8 protein-coding genes are annotated in these 19800 nt (G+C 41.9%); 5 read left to right on the forward strand and 3 right to left on the reverse strand.

From position 1 onward, the window contains the following. Positions 1–52: 52 nt before the first annotated feature. The 5 genes from CH373_RS13735 to CH373_RS13755 all read left to right on the forward strand — a co-directional run bounded on the left by CH373_RS13735 (position 53) and on the right by CH373_RS13755 (position 15951). The gene (locus tag CH373_RS13735) at positions 53–340 is read left to right on the forward strand and encodes an STAS domain-containing protein (RefSeq protein WP_100714155.1); all 288 of its coding nucleotides are present in this window, start codon (positions 53–55) and stop codon (positions 338–340) included. Positions 341–343: 3 nt separating this feature from the next. Beyond that, positions 344–1219 carry a CheR family methyltransferase gene (locus CH373_RS13740; RefSeq protein ID WP_100714156.1) on the forward strand — a complete coding sequence of 292 codons (876 nt, stop codon included), beginning with the start codon at positions 344–346 and terminating at the stop codon, positions 1217–1219. A gap of 414 nt (positions 1220–1633) precedes the next feature. After that, positions 1634–2245 carry a hypothetical protein gene (locus CH373_RS13745; protein WP_125169989.1) on the forward strand — a complete coding sequence of 204 codons (612 nt, stop codon included), beginning with the start codon at positions 1634–1636 and terminating at the stop codon, positions 2243–2245. 294 nt (positions 2246–2539) lie between these two features. Then, the gene (locus CH373_RS13750) at positions 2540–15256 is read left to right on the forward strand and encodes a Hint domain-containing protein (RefSeq protein WP_125169991.1); all 12717 of its coding nucleotides are present in this window, start codon (positions 2540–2542) and stop codon (positions 15254–15256) included. Then, positions 15250–15951, forward strand: coding sequence for a hypothetical protein (locus tag CH373_RS13755; RefSeq protein WP_100714159.1), 702 nt, complete (start codon positions 15250–15252; stop codon positions 15949–15951). Before CH373_RS13750 ends, CH373_RS13755 begins: the two co-directional genes overlap by 7 nt. Before the next feature lie 152 nt (positions 15952–16103). Here CH373_RS13755 and lvrB read toward each other — a convergent pair whose 3' ends face one another. Genes lvrB through CH373_RS13770 form a run of 3 tightly spaced genes read right to left on the reverse strand, consistent with a single transcriptional unit; the run spans position 16104 to position 19526 of the window. Next, positions 16104–17270, reverse strand: coding sequence for a hybrid histidine kinase/response regulator LvrB (lvrB, locus tag CH373_RS13760; RefSeq protein WP_100714160.1), 1167 nt, complete (start codon positions 17268–17270; stop codon positions 16104–16106). 1 nt (position 17271) lies between these two features. Then, positions 17272–17721, reverse strand: coding sequence for a response regulator (locus CH373_RS13765; protein ID WP_100714161.1), 450 nt, complete (start codon positions 17719–17721; stop codon positions 17272–17274). Further along, complete coding sequence (locus CH373_RS13770) at positions 17718–19526, reverse strand: ATP-binding protein (protein WP_100714162.1); 1809 nt, start codon at positions 19524–19526, stop codon at positions 17718–17720. The genes CH373_RS13765 and CH373_RS13770 overlap by 4 nt, the downstream gene beginning before the upstream one ends. Positions 19527–19800 lie beyond the last annotated feature (274 nt).

Raw genomic sequence — 19800 nt, forward strand, 5'->3', positions numbered from 1 at the left:
CGGGAATTCAGGAATGTATTTTCGAGAGGAACCCTAACGTCGGATAAATTTCATGGATAAGCCAAGTACAGTAGTAATTAAGTTAAATTACGAGATCTTAAACGAGGATCACGAATCTTTAAGAAATTATCTGAATTCTTATATTTTGGAAAATCCAAAATCTGTAACTTTAGATCTGAAAGAAGTTCAAATATTGACTTCGATCGCTTTAGGCGCGTTAGTGGCTTTTGCGAATCGCTTAAAGGGGCAGGGAATCCCGTTAGAAACAATCAATGTTTCTTCTAAATTGCAGGAAATTATCAAGCTGGTTTCGCTAGATCAAATTCTCGGAATTCACTAAAGAATGGATGATGCCTTTTCTCACTTAGTTCAAATTAGTGATGAGGAATTTCAATTTATAAAAGACCTAATGTACCGGGAGACCGGAATCTTTCTCGCAGATCATAAAAAAATAATGGTTCAATCGAGATTAAATTCTCGCGCGAGATATCATAAGATGGCAAACGTTTCGGAATATATTCGAAAGTTGCAAAAAGAGCCGAGTTACTTTCAAAGCGAACTTACAGAACTGATCAATCGAATCACAACGAACAAAACCGATTTTTTTCGCGAAATCCACCATTTTGAATATTTAAAGAATACCTTTTTTCCTTCTTTAGAAGAGAGGGCAAAAGCCGGAGGGAAGAAAACCGTCCGAATTTGGTCTAGCGCGTGTTCAACCGGAGAGGAGTCCTATTCGATAGCAATCGCATGCAGTTCTTATTTCAGCATTAAACCAGGCTGGGATATCAAGATCTATGCATCCGATATTGACACGAACGTGATCAATACTGCAAAGGAAGGAATTTACAAAGTGGATCGATTGGAACCAGTCGATGTTGCACTTAGAAAAAAATACTTCGTGCAAGTGGAAAATCCTTCTGACCCCAAGACTGAGTATTTTCAAGTCAAACCGGAGATGCGTTCCATGATTGAATTCAAAAAAATTAATCTTTTGGAAGCTCCCTATCCGCTCCCTGAAAAGATGGACTGCATATTTTGTAGAAACGTGATCATCTATTTCGATAAAGCTACACAAAAGAAAATCTTCGAAAACTTTGAATCCGTCCTGAAAGATAGAGGACTCCTGGTCATCGGGCACTCCGAGACTCTGTTTGGAATCTCGGATGCGTACAAATTCTTAGGGCATACAATTTATCAGAAGAAGCCTGTGATTTAGGGCTCGCTGAGTATCAGAAAAATCTAGCACCTTTTGCCGAGGTATAGGACTGGAATCCTCAGGGACTTTCTAGCGGCGACATCGACCGCGACCGAAAACTAGCTTGGTTCTTGTTACCGACTGAACTCAGTAAATATCCGTTCGTCCCTAATGTGTCTTCGAAGTGCGTACAATTTCATCAACTAACAAGCAAAGTCTTCAAACAAAAGAAAAGATTGTTAGGCGACTTCTAAAATAGAGCGAAAAGCAAAAAAATACTTGGCAAGATGAAAATATTGTCTGTCCTTACCGCGACAAAGACTTTCATCGAAGAAAGTGTTTGAATCGAAAAAATTTTAAAGCGTCATGCAATTGTTAAGCGAATTGAGAAATAATAGAGCAGTGCATCGTTTTTTTTCTAGGAAAGGCATTTGCTTGTTCTTTCTTAGTGGTTCTCTGCTCGCGCACTCAATTTCAAGTTTCGTCCAGTGGAATGGTAACAGGGTTACCAATTCCAGTTATTTTGGTGGAGTTGTCCTGGCCAACTGGGAGCATAAGGACGACGCTTTTCTATCCAAAATTCTCTTTGATTCACTATTGCCTGAAAACTCTCAGGGTCTTCCGAGTAAATCTGATTTGCAGGTCGTAGAATCTCATTCGATTTCAAGTTACGATTCCCAGCTTCATCACAATCTTTGGGAGTTAGAGTGGGAGGATTCTGTAGTCAAGTCGATTCGATTCGGAATTATAGAATCAAATATCCGATTTTATCATGGATTTGATGTGAACTTGATGAGCTTAAGCGTCCGAGACCTTTCACATCCGTTTTCTTTTTCGCTAATATTGCTCCCTGGCTTTGCCTTAACTCAGAGAGAAATTACCATTAAAGGCAAAGCTGTCTCATTCCGTAAGGCAATCCAATTTGAATGGGTTAGTAAGTATCAAGCTGTGTCCATTGCACCTCACCGAGCAGAACTCATACCTAATCGAAAACTAACTCGTTATTATTCCCGCTTAACTCACAGCGACCCAGAAGGGAGAGGTTAATTCAAGATGAAACTACGTTTAGCGAAAATTCAAAGCTTCTTTAACTATCTTTTCCAAAAAATATTCCACATCTCTCTATCCCAAAGTAAATGGGAACCTAAAAATAAATACTCCACTTTTATGTCATGGAGCGATCTCCAATTTCGGAGCCTTCTTACTCCTACAAGTGTTAAACGAAGTAAGCGGAAACTCGGGAAGTATCTCCGACTTCTTTTCTTAAGTCTCGTAAAATATGCGTTAACCTCCATCGTGATATTGGATATCGCCCTTTCTCCTTTAGCGGCGGATCCGAGTATGTTTCGGGATTTATGGAGAAACGGTTCCGATGGAAAATTAGAAAGGCAGTATCGAAAAGCAGACGGTGCTAGTAACGAGTCAGACTGGGATCAGACCCTCCTGCAAGGAACGCGACTCTTAAGGGCTGATTGGGAAGCAGGCGCTGAGCGCGAAATAGAGAAGGAGCTCCTAAAAAACTCACAGGCAGATAGAGACCAGCTAAGAATTGAATTAGAAAAAGATAAATTAGTAGTTCTAGCCGAATGGGAATCGGACGTTCAAAGAGAAATCGATACTAGGAAGGGCGACTGGAAAGCTCGGGTTACTGGTAGCAGTCTGGAAAGCACCATTAGTAATATTGATAAGGATATAATTTTTCAGGCGATTGCACAAGCCGAGCAGTTGTCAAGAAGCGGAGAGAATGCTAGTGAAAAAGTGAATCTCTTCGACGGCTCAATGACAAGTATTCTGAGCGCTATTCGTTCTGATTGGGAAGGGGAGCTAGATCAAAAGCTTGTAGGATTGAGTCAAGGTGTTAGTTTTTCGAGCCAAGATGAGAGAGATTCATTCTTAGTTTCGCTATTTCAGATTAAGAAACATTTTTTGGCCGAGTATTCGTATGAAGAGTCAGCACTCGTCAGTTCTTATAGGGCCCAATTTGTTGCTAAGGAAAACGAAAACGATGATTTGGAAAACCGAATCGCGCAAGAAACGAATCCATCTGAACTTGCAATTTTATTAATAAACCGCGCAAAGAGAAAAATCCAAGATAACTATGGCGGAATTCTTCCACCGGATGGATCCTTTATCGCTCCGCCGATTTCGGCCATAGAGGGAGAGGATTATCAATCTAAGTTCCTAAAAGCTTTGCAAGACGGACAAAGTCAATGGCAGGGCGCCATCGATGATTTGGTTCTTGGTAAATTAAGATTTGATGATGCGACTGGTCAGCAATGGAAAAGCGGAGAAGGCGATTGGACCGAAGCTTACAATCAAGTCATAACTGCAAAGGAAAATTGGACAAAAACCGTCCAAGCACAAATTCAAAAGGGACTGGAGGCTTGGGATAAATCCGCCTCCGATTTACAAAAAAATAAACAAAAAGCGATCACTGAGCTGGATCGTACTATAGCCACAAATAATGAACAGTGGCAGGCTCACGTTCGCGGGATTGAAAACGTAGTCAGCGGAGGAGCCGATACTTTAGCGACTATAACTTCAAACAAGCAATTCTTCCGGGAGGCGCTGGATCGTGCCAACGCCGCAGGTAGCGGCTACGGACCGGGAATTATTACTGAATATCAGAATCAGCTCAACTATTGGACCGGCCTAGAAACAAGAATTCGTAATATAGTCAGTGCTTCTCAGAATCAGATCCATGACCAAGACATGAGAGGAACCGAGGTTGGCCAGGGCCTACTCGTAAATGCAGGGGGCTCGGATTCGTTCATTTATACAAGCGCGGAGTTGGAGCTGAAAATTGCCAAAGAAGAGTTAAATCTACTTCAGCAAAAGAAAGACAGGGCTCAAAAAGTTTACGACTACGCGGTCCAAAATGTAGGAAATCGTACTGCTGAGCAGATTGCCACAGAATTGGAGACTGCTAGGAGCGCTTTTAAAACTCAGGAGACGGCTTACTTAAGTTTACTCGCAGAACTGAATGGAGGAGGAGACATTAGCTCTTCTTCCACGGGTTTGAACCCTAATACTACTAACACAGGCGGAACTGCAACTACCAGCGGAGGAAGTATTTTATCTCAATTAGAGGAAGCAAATAAAGTTTTAGAAACGAAGCGTAAGAAGTTAGAGGAAACGAGAGCCCTCATGGAGGAAAGGCGAGCCGCTTACGAATCTGTTACGAAAATGCAAGTTTTAGTAAACAATCCTCAATTACTTGGCAAGATAGGTGAGTTGAAGACGGATCCGGGGGACAACAAAACGGATTCTGGGCTCAGATATGAAATTTTCCAGGCGAGCAAAGAAATTGAAAGGCAAAGAGAAGTTCTCAGGCAACAGGAAGCAGAAATGTATAAGCTTTCCTATGAGCGGGAGAATGCACTTCGAACGGAATCATTCTATAATGAAACTCTAAAAAAGATTCTGGAATTTGAAAAATTAAAAGAGAACAAGTCACTCTTGGAAACTCTTTTGAATAAAAGCGGGAGTTTATCTGAGAAAATAGATTCGATGTTATCGGGGAACAATTTGGTGACGCTCTACGGAAATGAACTGTCCGTCCAGATGAGATCAAATCTTGTGAATTTGCAAACAGGGCTAACCGATTTGGATCAACCAGTGTTGGCTAGCGCAGACAATTTCTCCTCTCAAGTGAACGCTGTCAAAGGTGTCTCTTCATCCTTTCCTATCGCTCAGCTCAATTCTAAAAAAGAGGACCTGGAGCGCTATCTTGATAAAATGATTCTGCTCAGAAATTCTATTTCGGAAACCAATTCATTCGATATTTCTTATATAGATATCAATAAATTGGATCAGGGAATCCTCTACTTGAATCAGCTAGTCAGTGATTGGAATGACCGCGCGGATTCCATGAGAGATGGTTTCGAAAGTATAGAAGAAAGTGCTCAAGATTATTTGGATTTTGCCACCGCGAACAATGCAAAAAAGGGGAGCATTGAATTCTCTAACGAGATTCTCTCTGCTACCGGGAATATGCAAGAAAGCGCTCTAAAGGTAGGTGCATTTCAGACATACTTGGGTGAGATCCAGAAGACAACCGGATATTTAAATACTGTCTTCTTGGATAGCTTTCAAATAGGCAGTGCGACTATCGATTCCACCTTAACAGGAATGGAGAGAACAGCGGCTAAAAAAACTTTAAGCGAAATCTCCACAATGTACGACTCCGGGTTCAAAGAATGGAGTTCTGTCTTAGGAAACGCCGCTGAACCATTCGGAAATCTTAATACTGTTTTCGCGGGATTTGGCCAATCGGTCCAGGCGTTTAGGGCCAGCTTAGAAAACCGAAGTGCAATCGGAAAGAAAGCCTCCGCGGAGCTGCTTTCGATGTATGATGGATTTCAAATTGAATACGAGGGTAGGAAGACAGAATTACAGTTCCTTTTGAATCCGGATGGAAATTCCGAAACTTTAGCAGCCCTTCAAAAAAGCACAGAGCTTCACAAAAACCTGGAAGGTGCGCGGCTGAATGAAAAAGCTCTCGAAATCTTAACTGATTATCTCAAAGACCTTTCAGGAGAAGAAAAGAATATCGATTCGGTATATCTGAAAATCTTAAAGGATGCGGATGACCGATTTACGAATCTTGATGTGGGAACCGATGCGCTTCAGGAAAGAAAAGCCATGGAACTGGTGCTCGATTATGTGAGGGCTAACCGGAATTCGTTGGGTAGATCTCTGGCTTCTGCGGATTACGATGAATTTATCGAAGCTTTACAACTACAGACTTCAAGCGCGGCAAAAGTTCGTTCCTTTTATGAAAGTGGTGGAGCACTTAGCGAATCGGAGAGAAATTCGATTCGAGAAGGAGATAACAACGACGACAAACGCGAGTTAAGTGAATATTATTCGTTTGGAAGCACCTTCTTCTTTAAGCAAGCAATCCAGAAAGTAGAGGCTTTAGACGCGGTTGTCCAAAGGTTTGATGCATTTGCGGATCAAGTTCGATCCGGAGGTGTATTGAGTGCATTAAGGGACGATTACTTTAAGCTCCAAGAAAACAAAACAAATGGATTGCTGAAAGAGATACATGAGTATGTAGGAAGCTTGTCCAACCTAAATGCTACCGACTTTTTGCAAGATTCCTTCCAGTTGGGTGATAATACAGATCACGATTGGGGAGCAGAGGCATTGCGGAAAAATCTTCTACAGGATTGGCTTAGTGGAAAGACGGGCGAGCAGGAGTTCTTATCCACTTTGCAGGACTTTGATAAACTCGGAACCATTTTTGACGCAAAGCAAGCGGTTCAAGTATATTCGGAAACTTTAAACTATTCGGAAGATTTGAAGGAAAAGAATGACACCTTACAGAGCTCATTAGAGAACATAAATCTTTTCCTAGGATCCTCCTCCGAGGCTCCAGAGGCAGTGCTCGGGTTGATGGTTGATGATCTCCGCGACTACTACTCAGATCGATTTGGAGAAGTTCAGAACCTATATAATCTCAAAGATGCAAAAGATTCGAGTACTCCTCCTGAATTGATCTTCAAAGACGTAGATTTTTCGCCTCTGGAGCAGTATGTTTCAGAGTTTGAAACTACATTAGAGGAATGGAGTGCAACAAAAGATTCTCTAAAAGATGCAAATGATAGCTTTCTTGCCGAACGCTCAGCGTTATCGAGCTTGGTACCGGGAAGTCCTGAGTTTGTCGCACAAGTTACAGTAGTTAAAGATAAATTTAACGCGCTTAAGCAAATCTTTACCGAAACCAATTACTATTTGCAGAAATTGTCTTCAGATACTGTGAAGGTGAACGAGGACGCGAGGACATTACTTTCGGGTATGAAGGAAGTGATGGGTCTGCCGGATAAGTTTCTTGTGAATAACAACTCGTTACCACTACTCCCGGCTGGTATCCGAGCCGACTATGAAAACAACGGCGGAGTTTATGACTTCCAATATTATGCGACTTCGCAAGGGCAGACAGTCGATGGACTGATATTGTTGGATGCATTGTTTGCGCGCAACAGTGTATCCGCATTTGAACGCCAAAATGATTACTCGAAAGCTGCAAGTAAGGTAAGCACGATAGAATCAACAGAGTTAGGATTTGCTCAGCTTGCTAATGCAGAGCAATCCAAACAAGTAGTCTCTGTGAAGATCGAGGAATTTCGCAATGGCTTGAAGGACAGGATACAAGTGTTCTTAGGCGACGGGCAGAAAAATCAAGTTACCCAAGAACAACTAGTCGGCTACGTGAATCAACTTCGGACCTTCTTTTTAGAAAAGCAAGCCAAAGGGGAACAAGTAAATTCATCAGTCCTTGAGGCTTTGGAAAATGCGGGTACATTTACTGACGAAATCGAGAAGTTAAGATTTTTCCAAGGCATTCCAAATTCTGACCGGACTATTGCTTCCACACAAAGTAATTGGGAATCTGCGAAGCAGCACACTACGGCAATAAAAGAGTCACAGACTCTTTTTAGAGACCTTCAAGATACATTAAGGAATCTTGAAAAGTCCGGGCAACCGCTTTATACCTCCATGGACAAGATAGAGGAAACATTAAAGAAATTTGATGATCTCCAGGGAAAGCTTTCAAACAAAAATTTCACCCTGGATGGCGAGATCCTTACAGGAATGGGTTCGTTAAGGCAATATGCTTGGGAAGCGCATAAATCGAACCTGGCTCAGGCATTCTTAATTCGAACCAATGAAAATACTACCGTAGATCAATTTATCACCGAAGTCAAAGCTGGAAAGTATATACTTCCGGGACAAAATGGTGCGAGAATTGAAAAGAGTGCTAAATTTATAGGAAATGACCTTACTGCGCTCCAAATTGAAGAACTCACTTCTTACCTTCAAGTATATTCCGACGAAGTCAAAATATACAGTGCGGAAATAAACACAGGAATCGATGCAATTTTAACCGTCACGGATCCAGAGATTCGCGAGGAATTAAAGACGCAATCCCTTGCTAGCAACTATGATAAGATCCAGGCTTCTATTTCTCAGGGACAGTTGTTATCTGTCGGAGCACTTCCTCCGGAGCTAAAAGATTATGCGATCGTAACAAATTATCTTGCCTTTCTTTCCTCTAATCCGAGCTGGAAAACTTCTGATTCTGCAGATAGAGCGGCCGCTCTCAATGAATATCTGCTTAGAATGGGAACAGATAACGGTGAAGGAACAATACTTTCAGATTTTCTAAGTCATTACTTAGAGCGAAATTCCTCCTATTATTTGAAAACCGAAAAACTCAAAGAGCGTGATTTACTCGCCAATTATTACAATGGTACGGACTCGCAAAATTTGAAACCAGATGATCTCGTCGGACTTTCCAATTGGCTAAAGGAAAAAAAATACGAGGATAGTTTAGTATCATCTTTGAATCAAGCCGTCAGGATGAACACGATTCTTTCCGGTTACGTGGGAGATTCAGAGTCGGAATATTTCTCTTACTTGGGTGGAAAATTAGCAGGTGGCATTAGTGATTCCGAAAAACAAGGTTTAGTCCTTTCGCAAGCCGGATTGTACAATCCGTTTGGATTTGAAAATCCGATTCAGGGACTAAAAACAGAACAGTTTTTGAAAAACTTTCAACATAAGACTGGGTTTGACTACTTTTTATCAAAGCTCGATGGTCAGGATTTGAAATTTACAAAGGAAATCGTTGAGGCCGACAGAATTGAGAAGAATATGAAATTCTCCTACGATATCCTTAAGAAGAACGTATTAGTAGAATCTTATTTAAGCTACTTGAATATAACTCCATTTGGGCAATTGGAACCCTCTGATCAGAAGAAAATTCAGGATAGACTCCGCGAATTGGAGATGCAGGCAGAGCAGAGACTCGGCAACTTTTTAGGTATAGTAGAGAGTTACAGTAGCGCTACTTTTGATCCTTTAAAAGCGGATGCGAATCCATCGATCAGAAGGGCACTCGAGGATTTTAGGGCTTCAGGATACGAAATCCGAGATGCTGTATATGAGAAGGACTCCGAGGGAGAATACGTATTTAAAGGTGGCCTCGATAATCTGTACGGAATCATAGAAAACTATGTAGATAATAATTTACCCGGTCGCTTTGCGGTGAGTGATCCTTATGCCGAAACAGCATCTGCAAAAGGCAGCATGAGCTCTTCAGCGGATAGCATTATAACCGCAGGAAAAAGTATCGGTATCCTTACGCAAATTGCGCAGAAATACCGAGGCAAAGTAGGCGTTGCCTTGGAGAACGCACTTGTAAGCGACCTTCAGGTGTATAAGGATAATTTCAACTCGGCTCTCACCGACTTTCAATCATCTGAAGCAGAATTCAATACTCAAAAGACTGCTGTAGAGACAATACAGAGTAATTACTCCGCAAAACGACAAGAGATTACAGTTTCTTACGATCAGTTGGAAAATTCGTCCAAGGCTCTTTCGGAATTAAGTTCTGTGTATGATTTTGCTACTTTATTGAATTACTCTCAGCATCAAAGCGAAGAAAATGCCCCGGTCACAGAGCTGAAAAAGCCTAAGGACCTAGCCAAGGAAAGATTGGACTCCGCGACTACCGAAGTAACCGCGAAATTAAAGGAAATCGAGGAAATACAGAAACGAGTAGATAAGAAAACTACAATAGCGGCATTAAATGCTGATTCCCAAGTTTCCCTGAATAAGCAGCAAACTGAAGATTGGGCTGAGAGAGCATTACGTTTTAGTAAAGCGGAAACTGTAATTAAAGATAGAATAACAACCCTGAAAAGGGAAATTGCAACGCAACGTTCTAATTTGCAGGGACAGCTAGATCTGATCCTGGTTCCGCCGGCGTATGAAATCAATGCAAATTCTCTTAACGGCCTGCTCGACGTAACTAAATCCAATTATAAAAAGAATGAGAAGGACCTCAGAGATGAATACTCCATTGTTGAGGGCATCTTGAACGGTAAAATCGGGGCTTGGGATTTTATTAGTGGATCCCGCGGTTCAACTTCTCCTCTCAGCTACGGCGGTGGCCTTGCGTTAAAATATCCGGAACATAACATATTAGGATTTGTGAATGCTAGAAGAGGGCCTGGTGGTGCAGCCTCCTATATGAAAAACGTTACGGAGGCATTAGACGGGGTATGGATCTGGCAGGATGATAATAGATCCTACCAAGCTGCTGCGCAAAGATTGGGCTCAAATACTTATTCAGAATATTTTAACAATATGCAAGCAAAGCTTTGGGAGGCGATCGGTGCTACTTCCCTAGTTATCATGATCATGTCTTGGGGAGATCCCACGATCGCAATAGAGGCGATCAATCGCCGGGAAAGACTTGGCGAGACTGCGCGTACCTTGATGGGGGGGATTGACGATGCCGCAAAATATGCAGGAAATCTGAAGGATCTTCAGGCTGAGCTGAATTATTATACGGATATTTCAACTGCCGAGCAGCTAAGAACTGTAATGTTAGGTTCCGGAGATACACAGGGACGGTTTAAAATCAACACAGGATTGGTCGCAGGTGATTTGGACTATCTGTCAGGTTCCGGAAAGTTGGCACCAAGTAGCTTACGCTGGGAGGGAGGAAAAGAACCGCTCAATTTAGATCGAATTGCAGGAAAGAACGGAGATCCGGTTACTCAAAATAGATACATTCACGACGCATATGGATTACTAATTCGTAATGATACCAGCTATGTTCCTGGAGGCGCTTCCGCTACAGCCACTGATTCCACTACTAAGAATAGTGACGGAGTCAAAACTGCTTTTATGACTTCGGGAGATGAGTTTGTTTCTGCCTTAGCAGTTCTTGCGCGAGCACAGTACGATATTGAAAGAGACGAATATTATGCTGCTCAGGAAGCTTTTATCGGTCCAGGTGGCCAGAAAGTGGACAAAAGAGATATTTTGGATGATCGCGAACAATTTTATGCAAATCTAATGCAGAATTTAAGCAAGAATTCCGGACAAAATATAGAGTACGAAATGTATCGAACGGTCATTTCCGATTATATGGGCCAAGGAAAAATCGTAGATCAACTTTACGAACTCAATCAGTCTCAGCAAAGGGATGTCCAGGTTGCACTTTGGGATTCCAAGGAAGCAGACTTTTTCGCAAAAAAACAGGAATGGGTTCAGAACATACAGTTCCTCCAGGATACAGGCAATGCTCGCTTTAACGATATGGCTAGTGTTGTACTCAGGAACTGGGATGAATGGAGAACGGATTTCCGGAAGAAGGCAAAAGAAGGCGAAGATGCACATTTAAGAAAAATAGAAAAAGCGCTAAACGACAAAGCGAAATGGGAATCGGATTTTATTTCTATGATGAAAAAGTCGGACGATTCTACGCGAATTCGCGACGCTTATAACCAAATCCAGGAAACTATAGACAACTATTCGGAAACATTACCTGTAGGAGTCGCCGCGAACCTGAATACAAATGCGATCCTGAATTCTGTTTTAAAAGAGGCTCCAGCCAAATTGGATGAGAAACTTCTAAATCAGGGTGCATTTCAGGACATCCAGTTTTTCATAGATCATTTGCAATCTTCTAAATTAGATAGTTCTAATGTAAAAGCTTTTGATCAGATGCGGAAGGAAATGGATGATAGAACACAGAAGATGGTCGTTCTCCAGACATTGGATAGTCTTTATTCTATTCCGACTACCTATGCAGAAACCATCAATCAGGCAAATCAGGATCTTCGAAAACAGCTTGGTCAGCAATTGATGCAAGGTGGGTTCTTGCCTGTAGGTGACACTTTTATACGTCAAACGGTTGGTCCTACAGGAGAACCGCAGGCGCAAGTTTTACCAAATTATTCTTTCTTTATATACACTCCGCCTCGGTCCTTCCCAACAGTTAAGGACAGTGAAGGAAAGGAATGGGACCTCACGAACTACAATTCATTAGCTGCAAAAGGCGGCCCTGAATCCTTTGAACTGCAGCAGATGGTAAAGCTCGCTCAAAATGAGATGGAGATAGACTTCAAAAGAATTTACGACCCTGATAATCCTGCCAACCGAGAAATCGCACTCACGGTAATCGATCCTAAGGCAATGGCGAGGGTTCAAAGGGCTGCAACGGCTGGAATGCAGAGGCTATTTACAGACCCTGAGTCTGCGCTGAAATATAGTAAAGCTGATGAGCGCGGCAAAAAGGATATGGAAGAGGCCGCGATGAACTCTGGTTATTTAGTTGGGCCGACTGAGGGTGGAGCGTTTGGAGACCACCACTTTACACAGTTTTATACAATCCTAAAGCTCAAAGAAAAATACGATGAGATGAAACAGCAAGGCGAAGACCTGAAGGGCGACGGATTTTCAAATGCCGTCGGTGGCGTTATGGAAGTTGCCACCTTAGGCTTATTAGACGGAAAGCAAGTCGCCAAATTCATGCACGATAATAAGGACGTCGTGAGCACGATAGCTACAGTTGCTGCAGTGATTGCGGCTCCGTTTACCGGTGGAGCGTCCTTGCTTGCATTAGCAGCTTATAATGCAGTTCAAGGAGCCTATGAAGGAGGAGTATTAGGCGCAGCCGCAGGCGCAATTTCTGCTTATTCTACCTATACGGGAGTTGAAGTAAGTTACTCGTATGACGAAGGATTTAGTGGGAGCGTAGGTCTTCAGTTAGGTGAAGCCGTTAGTGTTGGAGCGAGTTATTCGGAGCAAGCAGGTTTTGGTGCAAGCGCTGGACTGAAATTAGGGAATTTTAGTGCTGGGGTCAGCTATACTCAGAGTGGTGGATTTGGAGTAGATCTAGGCCTGACGGTTGGCGGCAAGAACGCTCTAAGTGGGTTAGGTCTGAATGTCAGTTACAGTCAGTCCGCGGGTTTTGGCGCGGGTATAAGTTACTCTAAAGACATTAAGGGAAGCGGCGGTACTACGAAGGTGAGCGCCGGTTTGAGCTATAGCGATTCGGGCGGGCTCTCCGGAAATCTAAGTGCGACTCGAACGACCGAAACGAAGAATGGAGCTAATATTAGCAGAACCTCATTGACTGGAGGAATCAGTTACAATCGAACCAATGGATTTGGTGCGAATGTAAGCGCAACTTTGTCGGATTCTTACGAAACCAAAGATCAGGTAAATGGTCGGGATGGAATTCGTACAAAAACGACGAATGTAAACGCTGGCCTTTCCTACAGCGAGAAAGCAGGATTCGGGGCTAGCTTAAGTGCTTCGTATTCGGATACTTTCCAAGCAAATCGATACGATGTGACCGGTAGACCTCTTGCGCCACAAAGACCAACTATGCCGAGCCTACAATCTATTTCGGGTGGTTTATCTTGGAACGAGAGGGATGGGTTTTCGGGTAATTTAGATATTAATGATATTCGTGCGCTCAGCTATTCTAAGGAAGGCGGACTCAGAGGAAACGAGAACTTTGGGAAGGAACTTTGGAAGGCACAGGCTGATAAGTTCCAAAAAGAAGCTCAGGAATATACGAAAGCACTTGCAGATCTCGAGTTGCAGGGGAAAAAAGAAGAGTGGCTCGCGGGAAAACGTGCATTAGACAAATATAAAGGAATGAACGATGAAGAAATCTTGGCAGCATACAAAGCTGAGATGGAACAAACCGGTCCAAAAGATGGCTCGCGAGATACTTGGTATGAAAAAGTTGCGGGTGACGTTTACGACGATATTGCCAGATCCCTGGGTTTTGGAACGAGTACGCAAGGCTTCATTGATGAAAGAGGAAATTTTCATCCTAGAACATGCTTTGTAGCCGGGACGTTGGTTCATACAAAAGTCGGGCTAAAGCCGATTGAGCAAATTCAAGTTGGTGATGAGGTCCTTAGTTGGGATGAAGATACTCAACTTACTGAATTTAGGATCGTTACGGAGCTTTTTAGGAGGAACACAGATTTAATATATAAACTTTCCTTTAATGATGCAGAAATCATTGAAACTACTTGGAATCACCCTTTCTGGGTAGTTGGAGAAGGATGGGTGGAAGTCCGAAACTTAAAAGTGAATGATCTGGTCATTAGTCATGACGGCACTAAACTTCCGATAAAGGAGATAACTGTTAGTGAAAGAGTAGAAACTGTATACAACTTTGAGGTTAGTCAAACGCACACCTACTTTGTTGGCGAAAATTCTATTCTCGTGCACAATCAAAATGAATACGGCGGTTACAACAGTGCCACCAATACCGTTGAAGTAATTGGTCGGAGAACTGAATTTGAGAAAGCACGATTAAAATATGATGCAGAAGGAAGCTATAATTCAACAGGAAGCGTCGGTAGATTCTTTCAACGAATCGGCAACTTTGTTACGGGTGATGGATTTCATGATGATGCGACTTTGATTGCCCAGGCTGGAAATGGAATTGAAAACGAAATTGAAAAAGAACACGCCATTGCGCAAAAGAAATTAGATCTCGGTTATCAGTTGAGCAATCAAGAAGAGCAGGACTACCTCGCGTATGAATTTAAGAATAATGTTAAACCCATTCTAGCAAATAATCCGAATTCCGTCCAAAGGGTGACTAGTGCTAGCCTTTATGGGAAGACGATGAATATCATGCTTACTTCGGATTTCTGCACTACGTATTATCAATGTGCCAGTGATCCAACTCAAAGCCCACAGGGAATCACTCCAGAAGAGGTTGTCTATAGACATTCGAATACGGCGGTAGGCACGTTCCTTCAGACGGCTATGGAACAGGATATTTCCTATATGCAGGTAAATGGCTTAGGTCGGCCACTAGCATCTGGTGGACACCATGGAGTTCCAATGGGTAGTACTGCTTTTGATATTCAGAAAATTGTATACGCCGACGGTGATACAAAAAACTTTATGGAATTTCCAAGTGGCGCAAAAATGGCACCAGATGATGCTGCCGGGACAAGGATGAATTCAGATCCAAGGTTAAATAGGTTTCTAAATGCACTTGGTAGTAACGCGATGCATGATAATCGTTATACACAGGTGTTCTCACCATATGGCATGGACTACAATCTTGAAAAGGATGGATATGATCCAAAACCCAATGTAGGAGGACCTGGTAATAACGACCTACACTTGAATCATTTGCACTGGGGTATGTCCTTAACTCCTGCCGAGATGGCTAGGGATCGAAGGGCAAGGCCTGATTACGGAGGATGGTAAGAGTAATGATGAAATATGCATTAATTGTAATCCTTAGCAGCTACCTATTTACATGCAACCTTGGATCGAAAGAACAATGCACGAGTGAAACTAAAGGGCAGATTGTTACAACTAAGCCGAAACTTTACAAGTCGCGAGAGGATCAATCTCCAGTAGTGTTGGATTACTTGGCCGGCAAATATTTCTATGTTTGCTCAGGTGAGTATCTTGGAAAACGGCTGCAGCCCGAGGTGCTAATAAAAGGGTTTTATATTGTGGAAGGGACACAGCAACCGTCTGAAGAATTTTACTTTCCAACAGGAGATTTATATTTCTTTAATGTAAGGAAAGATGCAACTTTATCGGAGTTCGATGGCCTATGGACTAATCGTGAACTTTCGCTAGAGTATTATCTAACTTATATCGTAAACGTAAAGACGAAAACGATTTCATATACGATGAATGGTAATTGTCGCATCGACAATAGCGAAGTAATTTGTTTCGATGAATACTCGGGAAAAAAATCCACGATGCTCGCCAATTTCGTATTTGCTAATGGATCCCTAAAAGGAAGATTTAATAGATTAGTAAATCCAGAGAAAAGAGAAATTAATTTACCCGCTTCGGTAAAAAATTTGGATTTTGAGCTTTTTAAATGCAGCGATAGAGCAATATGCAATAATCACGGTTTGGCTTTAATCAAAGGATCAAAATGAAAGAGTATGGGATTTGGGTCCTCTTTTTTCTCAATATTTATCCCAGTAGTAATTCAGAAATTTGCAGCGGGCAAAGTTCTGAGAAGACGTTCGAGTTTCGGATTTGACTCAAGAAAACCAGATTGTTCGAGATTCCAAGTGAACTCAAGAAACTAAGCCGCACCAGCGTGATTCAGATGAATCTCTTTGGGATCTGTTGGTAGCGTAAGAGAGAACTTGGTAAACTCCATCGGAACGCTTTCGAATGTCAAATCGCCTCCGTTCTCTCTGGCGATTCCGAGGCTGACGGAAAGCCCGAGACCTGTTCCGGTTCCCACCCCCTTGGTGGTGAAAAAGTTCTTAAAGACTCGCTCTTGATTTTCTGGTCTGATGCCGGCTCCCCGATCCTCTACAACGAATTTCACGAAATTGGTTCCCTCTCTACTAATTACAGAGGCAGAAATAATGATCCTCTTGTTGTCATCATGCTCCGGATAACGCTCGTTCAGAGCATCAATCGAATTGTTCACTAAATTCAGCAGGATTTGTATAACCTGACCTTCCTTGCAAATGCAGTCAGGAAGATCATTAGAAATATCTAAATAAAGACTAATCGAATTCATTTTGATCCTTTGGCTTGCAATGGAAAAAAGCTTTTCGATGATAGTTCTTACTTCCGTTTTCCTCAATTCTCCTTTCTCATTTCTTGAAAATTTAAGTAAGTCCTTGACTGCAACGGAAATCCTTTCTCCTTCCTGGGAAATTCTGGTCGCTAGCTTATCAATCTTGTATTTTTCCTCGGAATTCTGTATTAGCTTTGCGTACTCTATAATTGCCATTAATGGATTATTGATTTCGTGCGCCATCGCGCCAGCTAACAGTCCCATTGCCTCGAGCTTTTGGCTTTGTCGCAGTTGCTCTTCTAATTCAAACTTTTCTTTTTCTGCCTTTCTTCTCGCCTCGTGCTCTTCCATCTCCCGGATTGCTCTTTGCAAAGCTGGAGCCAACTTGACCAATCTGTCCTTCAGAACGTAATCTGTTGCTCCTCTTTTCAAGGTTTGAATTGCAGCGTCTTCACCATAAGTTCCCGAAACGAATATAAACGGAGTGCCGGGACAATTTTCCCGAGCTAAAGATAGCGCCGATAGTCCGTCAAAATTAGGAAGTGAAAAATCGGACAGGATCAGGTCGGGCTTGTCTTCCCTTAGTGCTCTGACATAGCTTTCCCTGTCTTGCACGTGTATGGAAGAGTAATGAAAGTTTTCCTTATGGAGAGCCCTTTGGATCAACTCCAAGTCGGTTAATGAATCTTCTAAAAATAGAAACTTTAGCTCTTTCATACTAGTTCGCCGGTCGATTTAGTATGCACCAGTACTTTCCTATTTCTGAAACAGTAAGGATTAGTTTCTCAAACTCTACTGGTTTGATTATGTAACTGTTTGCTCCGTATCTGTAGCTATCTGCGATGTCTCTTTCTTCCGCAGAAGAAGTTAGCATTATGACCGGAATCGATTTAAGACTTTCATCTGATTTCATTCTTTTTAACACCTCTAACCCGTCCACCTTTGGCATTTTTAAATCCAAAAGAACAAAAATCGGTCTTTCATTAGGATTGCGACTTAGGAACTTTCCCTGGCAAAAAAGAAACTCTAGCGCTTCTTCTCCGTCCTGAACATGAAAGACTCTATGCGTTATATTATTTTTTTTGAATCCTCTTAATGTCAGCTCCGCATCGTTTAGATTATCTTCCGCATAAAGAATATCGCAGGCTTCGAATCCAGTGGTGTTCATTTGGATTCCCCTGATGGTAGCGTGAAATAGAAGTCAGCTCCCTGTTGTAACTTTCCTTCGGCCCATACTCTTCCATTATGCTTTCTTACAATTCTTTCCACGATTGCAAGGCCCACTCCTGTACCCTCGAATTCTTCCGGTGAATGCAACCTCTGGAAAATTTTATAAAGTTTATGGGCGTATTGGTTGTTGAATCCTACTCCGTTATCTTTTACGAAATAAGTATTTTCGGATTCACCAGTAATGTATCCTATCGTGATCTCTGGATTGCTCTTTTTGGAAGAATATTTAAATGCGTTCGATATCAAATTGATCCACACTTGCTTAATTGTCGCGTGATCACCTCGAGCGAAAGGTAAATTTGCGATGATCGTTTTTGCTTTCGAATTGGGGTAGTCGTTATTGATCAGCTCGACGGAATCCCTGGCGAGCTTTTCCATATCAATGACTTCGTTCTTGACTTCATATTTCGCGACTCTGTAGAAATGAAGCAGGTCATCTATTAGGTGGCCCATCATTTTGGAATTGCTTGCAATCACGCTTAGTAGCCGATTTGCTTCGGAATCCAATTTATCTCCGTAGTCTTCTATGAGTATCTTCGTAAAGCCGTCGATTCCTCGGATGGGAGCTCTTAGGTCGTGTGACACCGAGTAACTGAATGCCTCTAATTCTTTGTTGGAATTTTCCAATTTCTTGATGCTCTCGTGCAGCTCTTGATTCAGTTTTTCGATTTCCTTTTCCTTTAATTTTTTTTCCGTAATATCTGAAACCAGGAGCACTCTTCCTATCGTAGAATTATCGAGATCCTTCATGGCGCGAATATTGAATTCCAAAACTTTGACCTCATTGTCGTCTTTGTCCAACATGACACATACGATCTCATTATTTGAGGCTTCTTGTAGCGATTCTATAGAGAGGAATTCCTTGTTGTTCGGGTATAAATTGTCGTTAGAAATGTAGCTTCCCTTTGGAAAGCACCTTAGATTGATCTCCTTGGACCATTTGCTCCAGCTTCCGTTAAGAATTGGCTCCTTTCCGACAATCTCCAGTAACCTCGCATTATATAATAAAAATCGATTTGAGTTATCTAGTACGATTACTCCGTCCGGCATGCTGTTTAGAATTAGCTCCAGTAGAGTATTCTTTTTATGTAAAATAGTTTCGCTCTTTTTTCTTCGAGAGGCTTCTTTTGTCAGCATGTTGAACAGGATCGCGAGTAAGACTAGGTTGATTATGTTGGATCCATATACGATTAGTACGCTTGTCTTGAATTGAGAGTCTGCGGTGTTTCTACTCGAATAGAAAAGTTGTAACTCCGAGTCTTTAATCTGTTGAATCTTTTGATTGATTGTAAAAATCAAATCCAGGTCTGGGTTTTCCAAGCTTCGTAGTCCGGTCTTGGGTTTTGGAGAAACAGAAGATCGTGCATTTCTGCGAATTCCTGTGTCCCAATCGAAAATCAAATCGCTCAGATCCCGAAGCTTCTGATTTTGGTTCGGGTTGGCGTCTGTCCATTTGAGAAGCTGCTTGATTTTGCTATAGAGTATTTCGATTGAGAGCTCGTATCTTGCAACGTATCTGTTTTCTCTACTTTGTTTATATTTTAGGATCGATAGTTCGGCTTCTTTCAGGCTGGATTCTAGGACGGCTAACGCTAACATTACATCCTGAGTATGGTTTTCGAACTTTTTAGCATCTGCAAAGGCGCTGTTCCCGATGATCGATGCAATACCTATGGTAAGAATTAGTAAGGCTACTAGAAAAAATTCTAGATTTAGTTTCTCGGAATAGGTAAAAATCGCCATAAGAGCAAGGGTTTGATTCTCGCATGCCGGAAAGAGGCACTCAAGAAATTTCTACTTTAAAATATCACTATTTTGCAATACTTTATATTATATACGTCATTTAATAGAGGATTATTACTTAAGAGCCTGTATAACGTCAAAATTTTGCCTCGATTGCCTATGTATACTGATTGGCGCTTAAACGATAGCTAGGTGACGCTTTTTTGATCTTAAGATTTTTCTAATATTTTAATTTCGAACAAGCGTTGTTCTTTGCGTCTGTCATAAGTTCTTC

The sequence above is a fragment of the Leptospira perolatii genome (genome assembly GCF_002811875.1).
GTDB classification, from domain to species: domain Bacteria; phylum Spirochaetota; class Leptospiria; order Leptospirales; family Leptospiraceae; genus Leptospira_B; species Leptospira_B perolatii.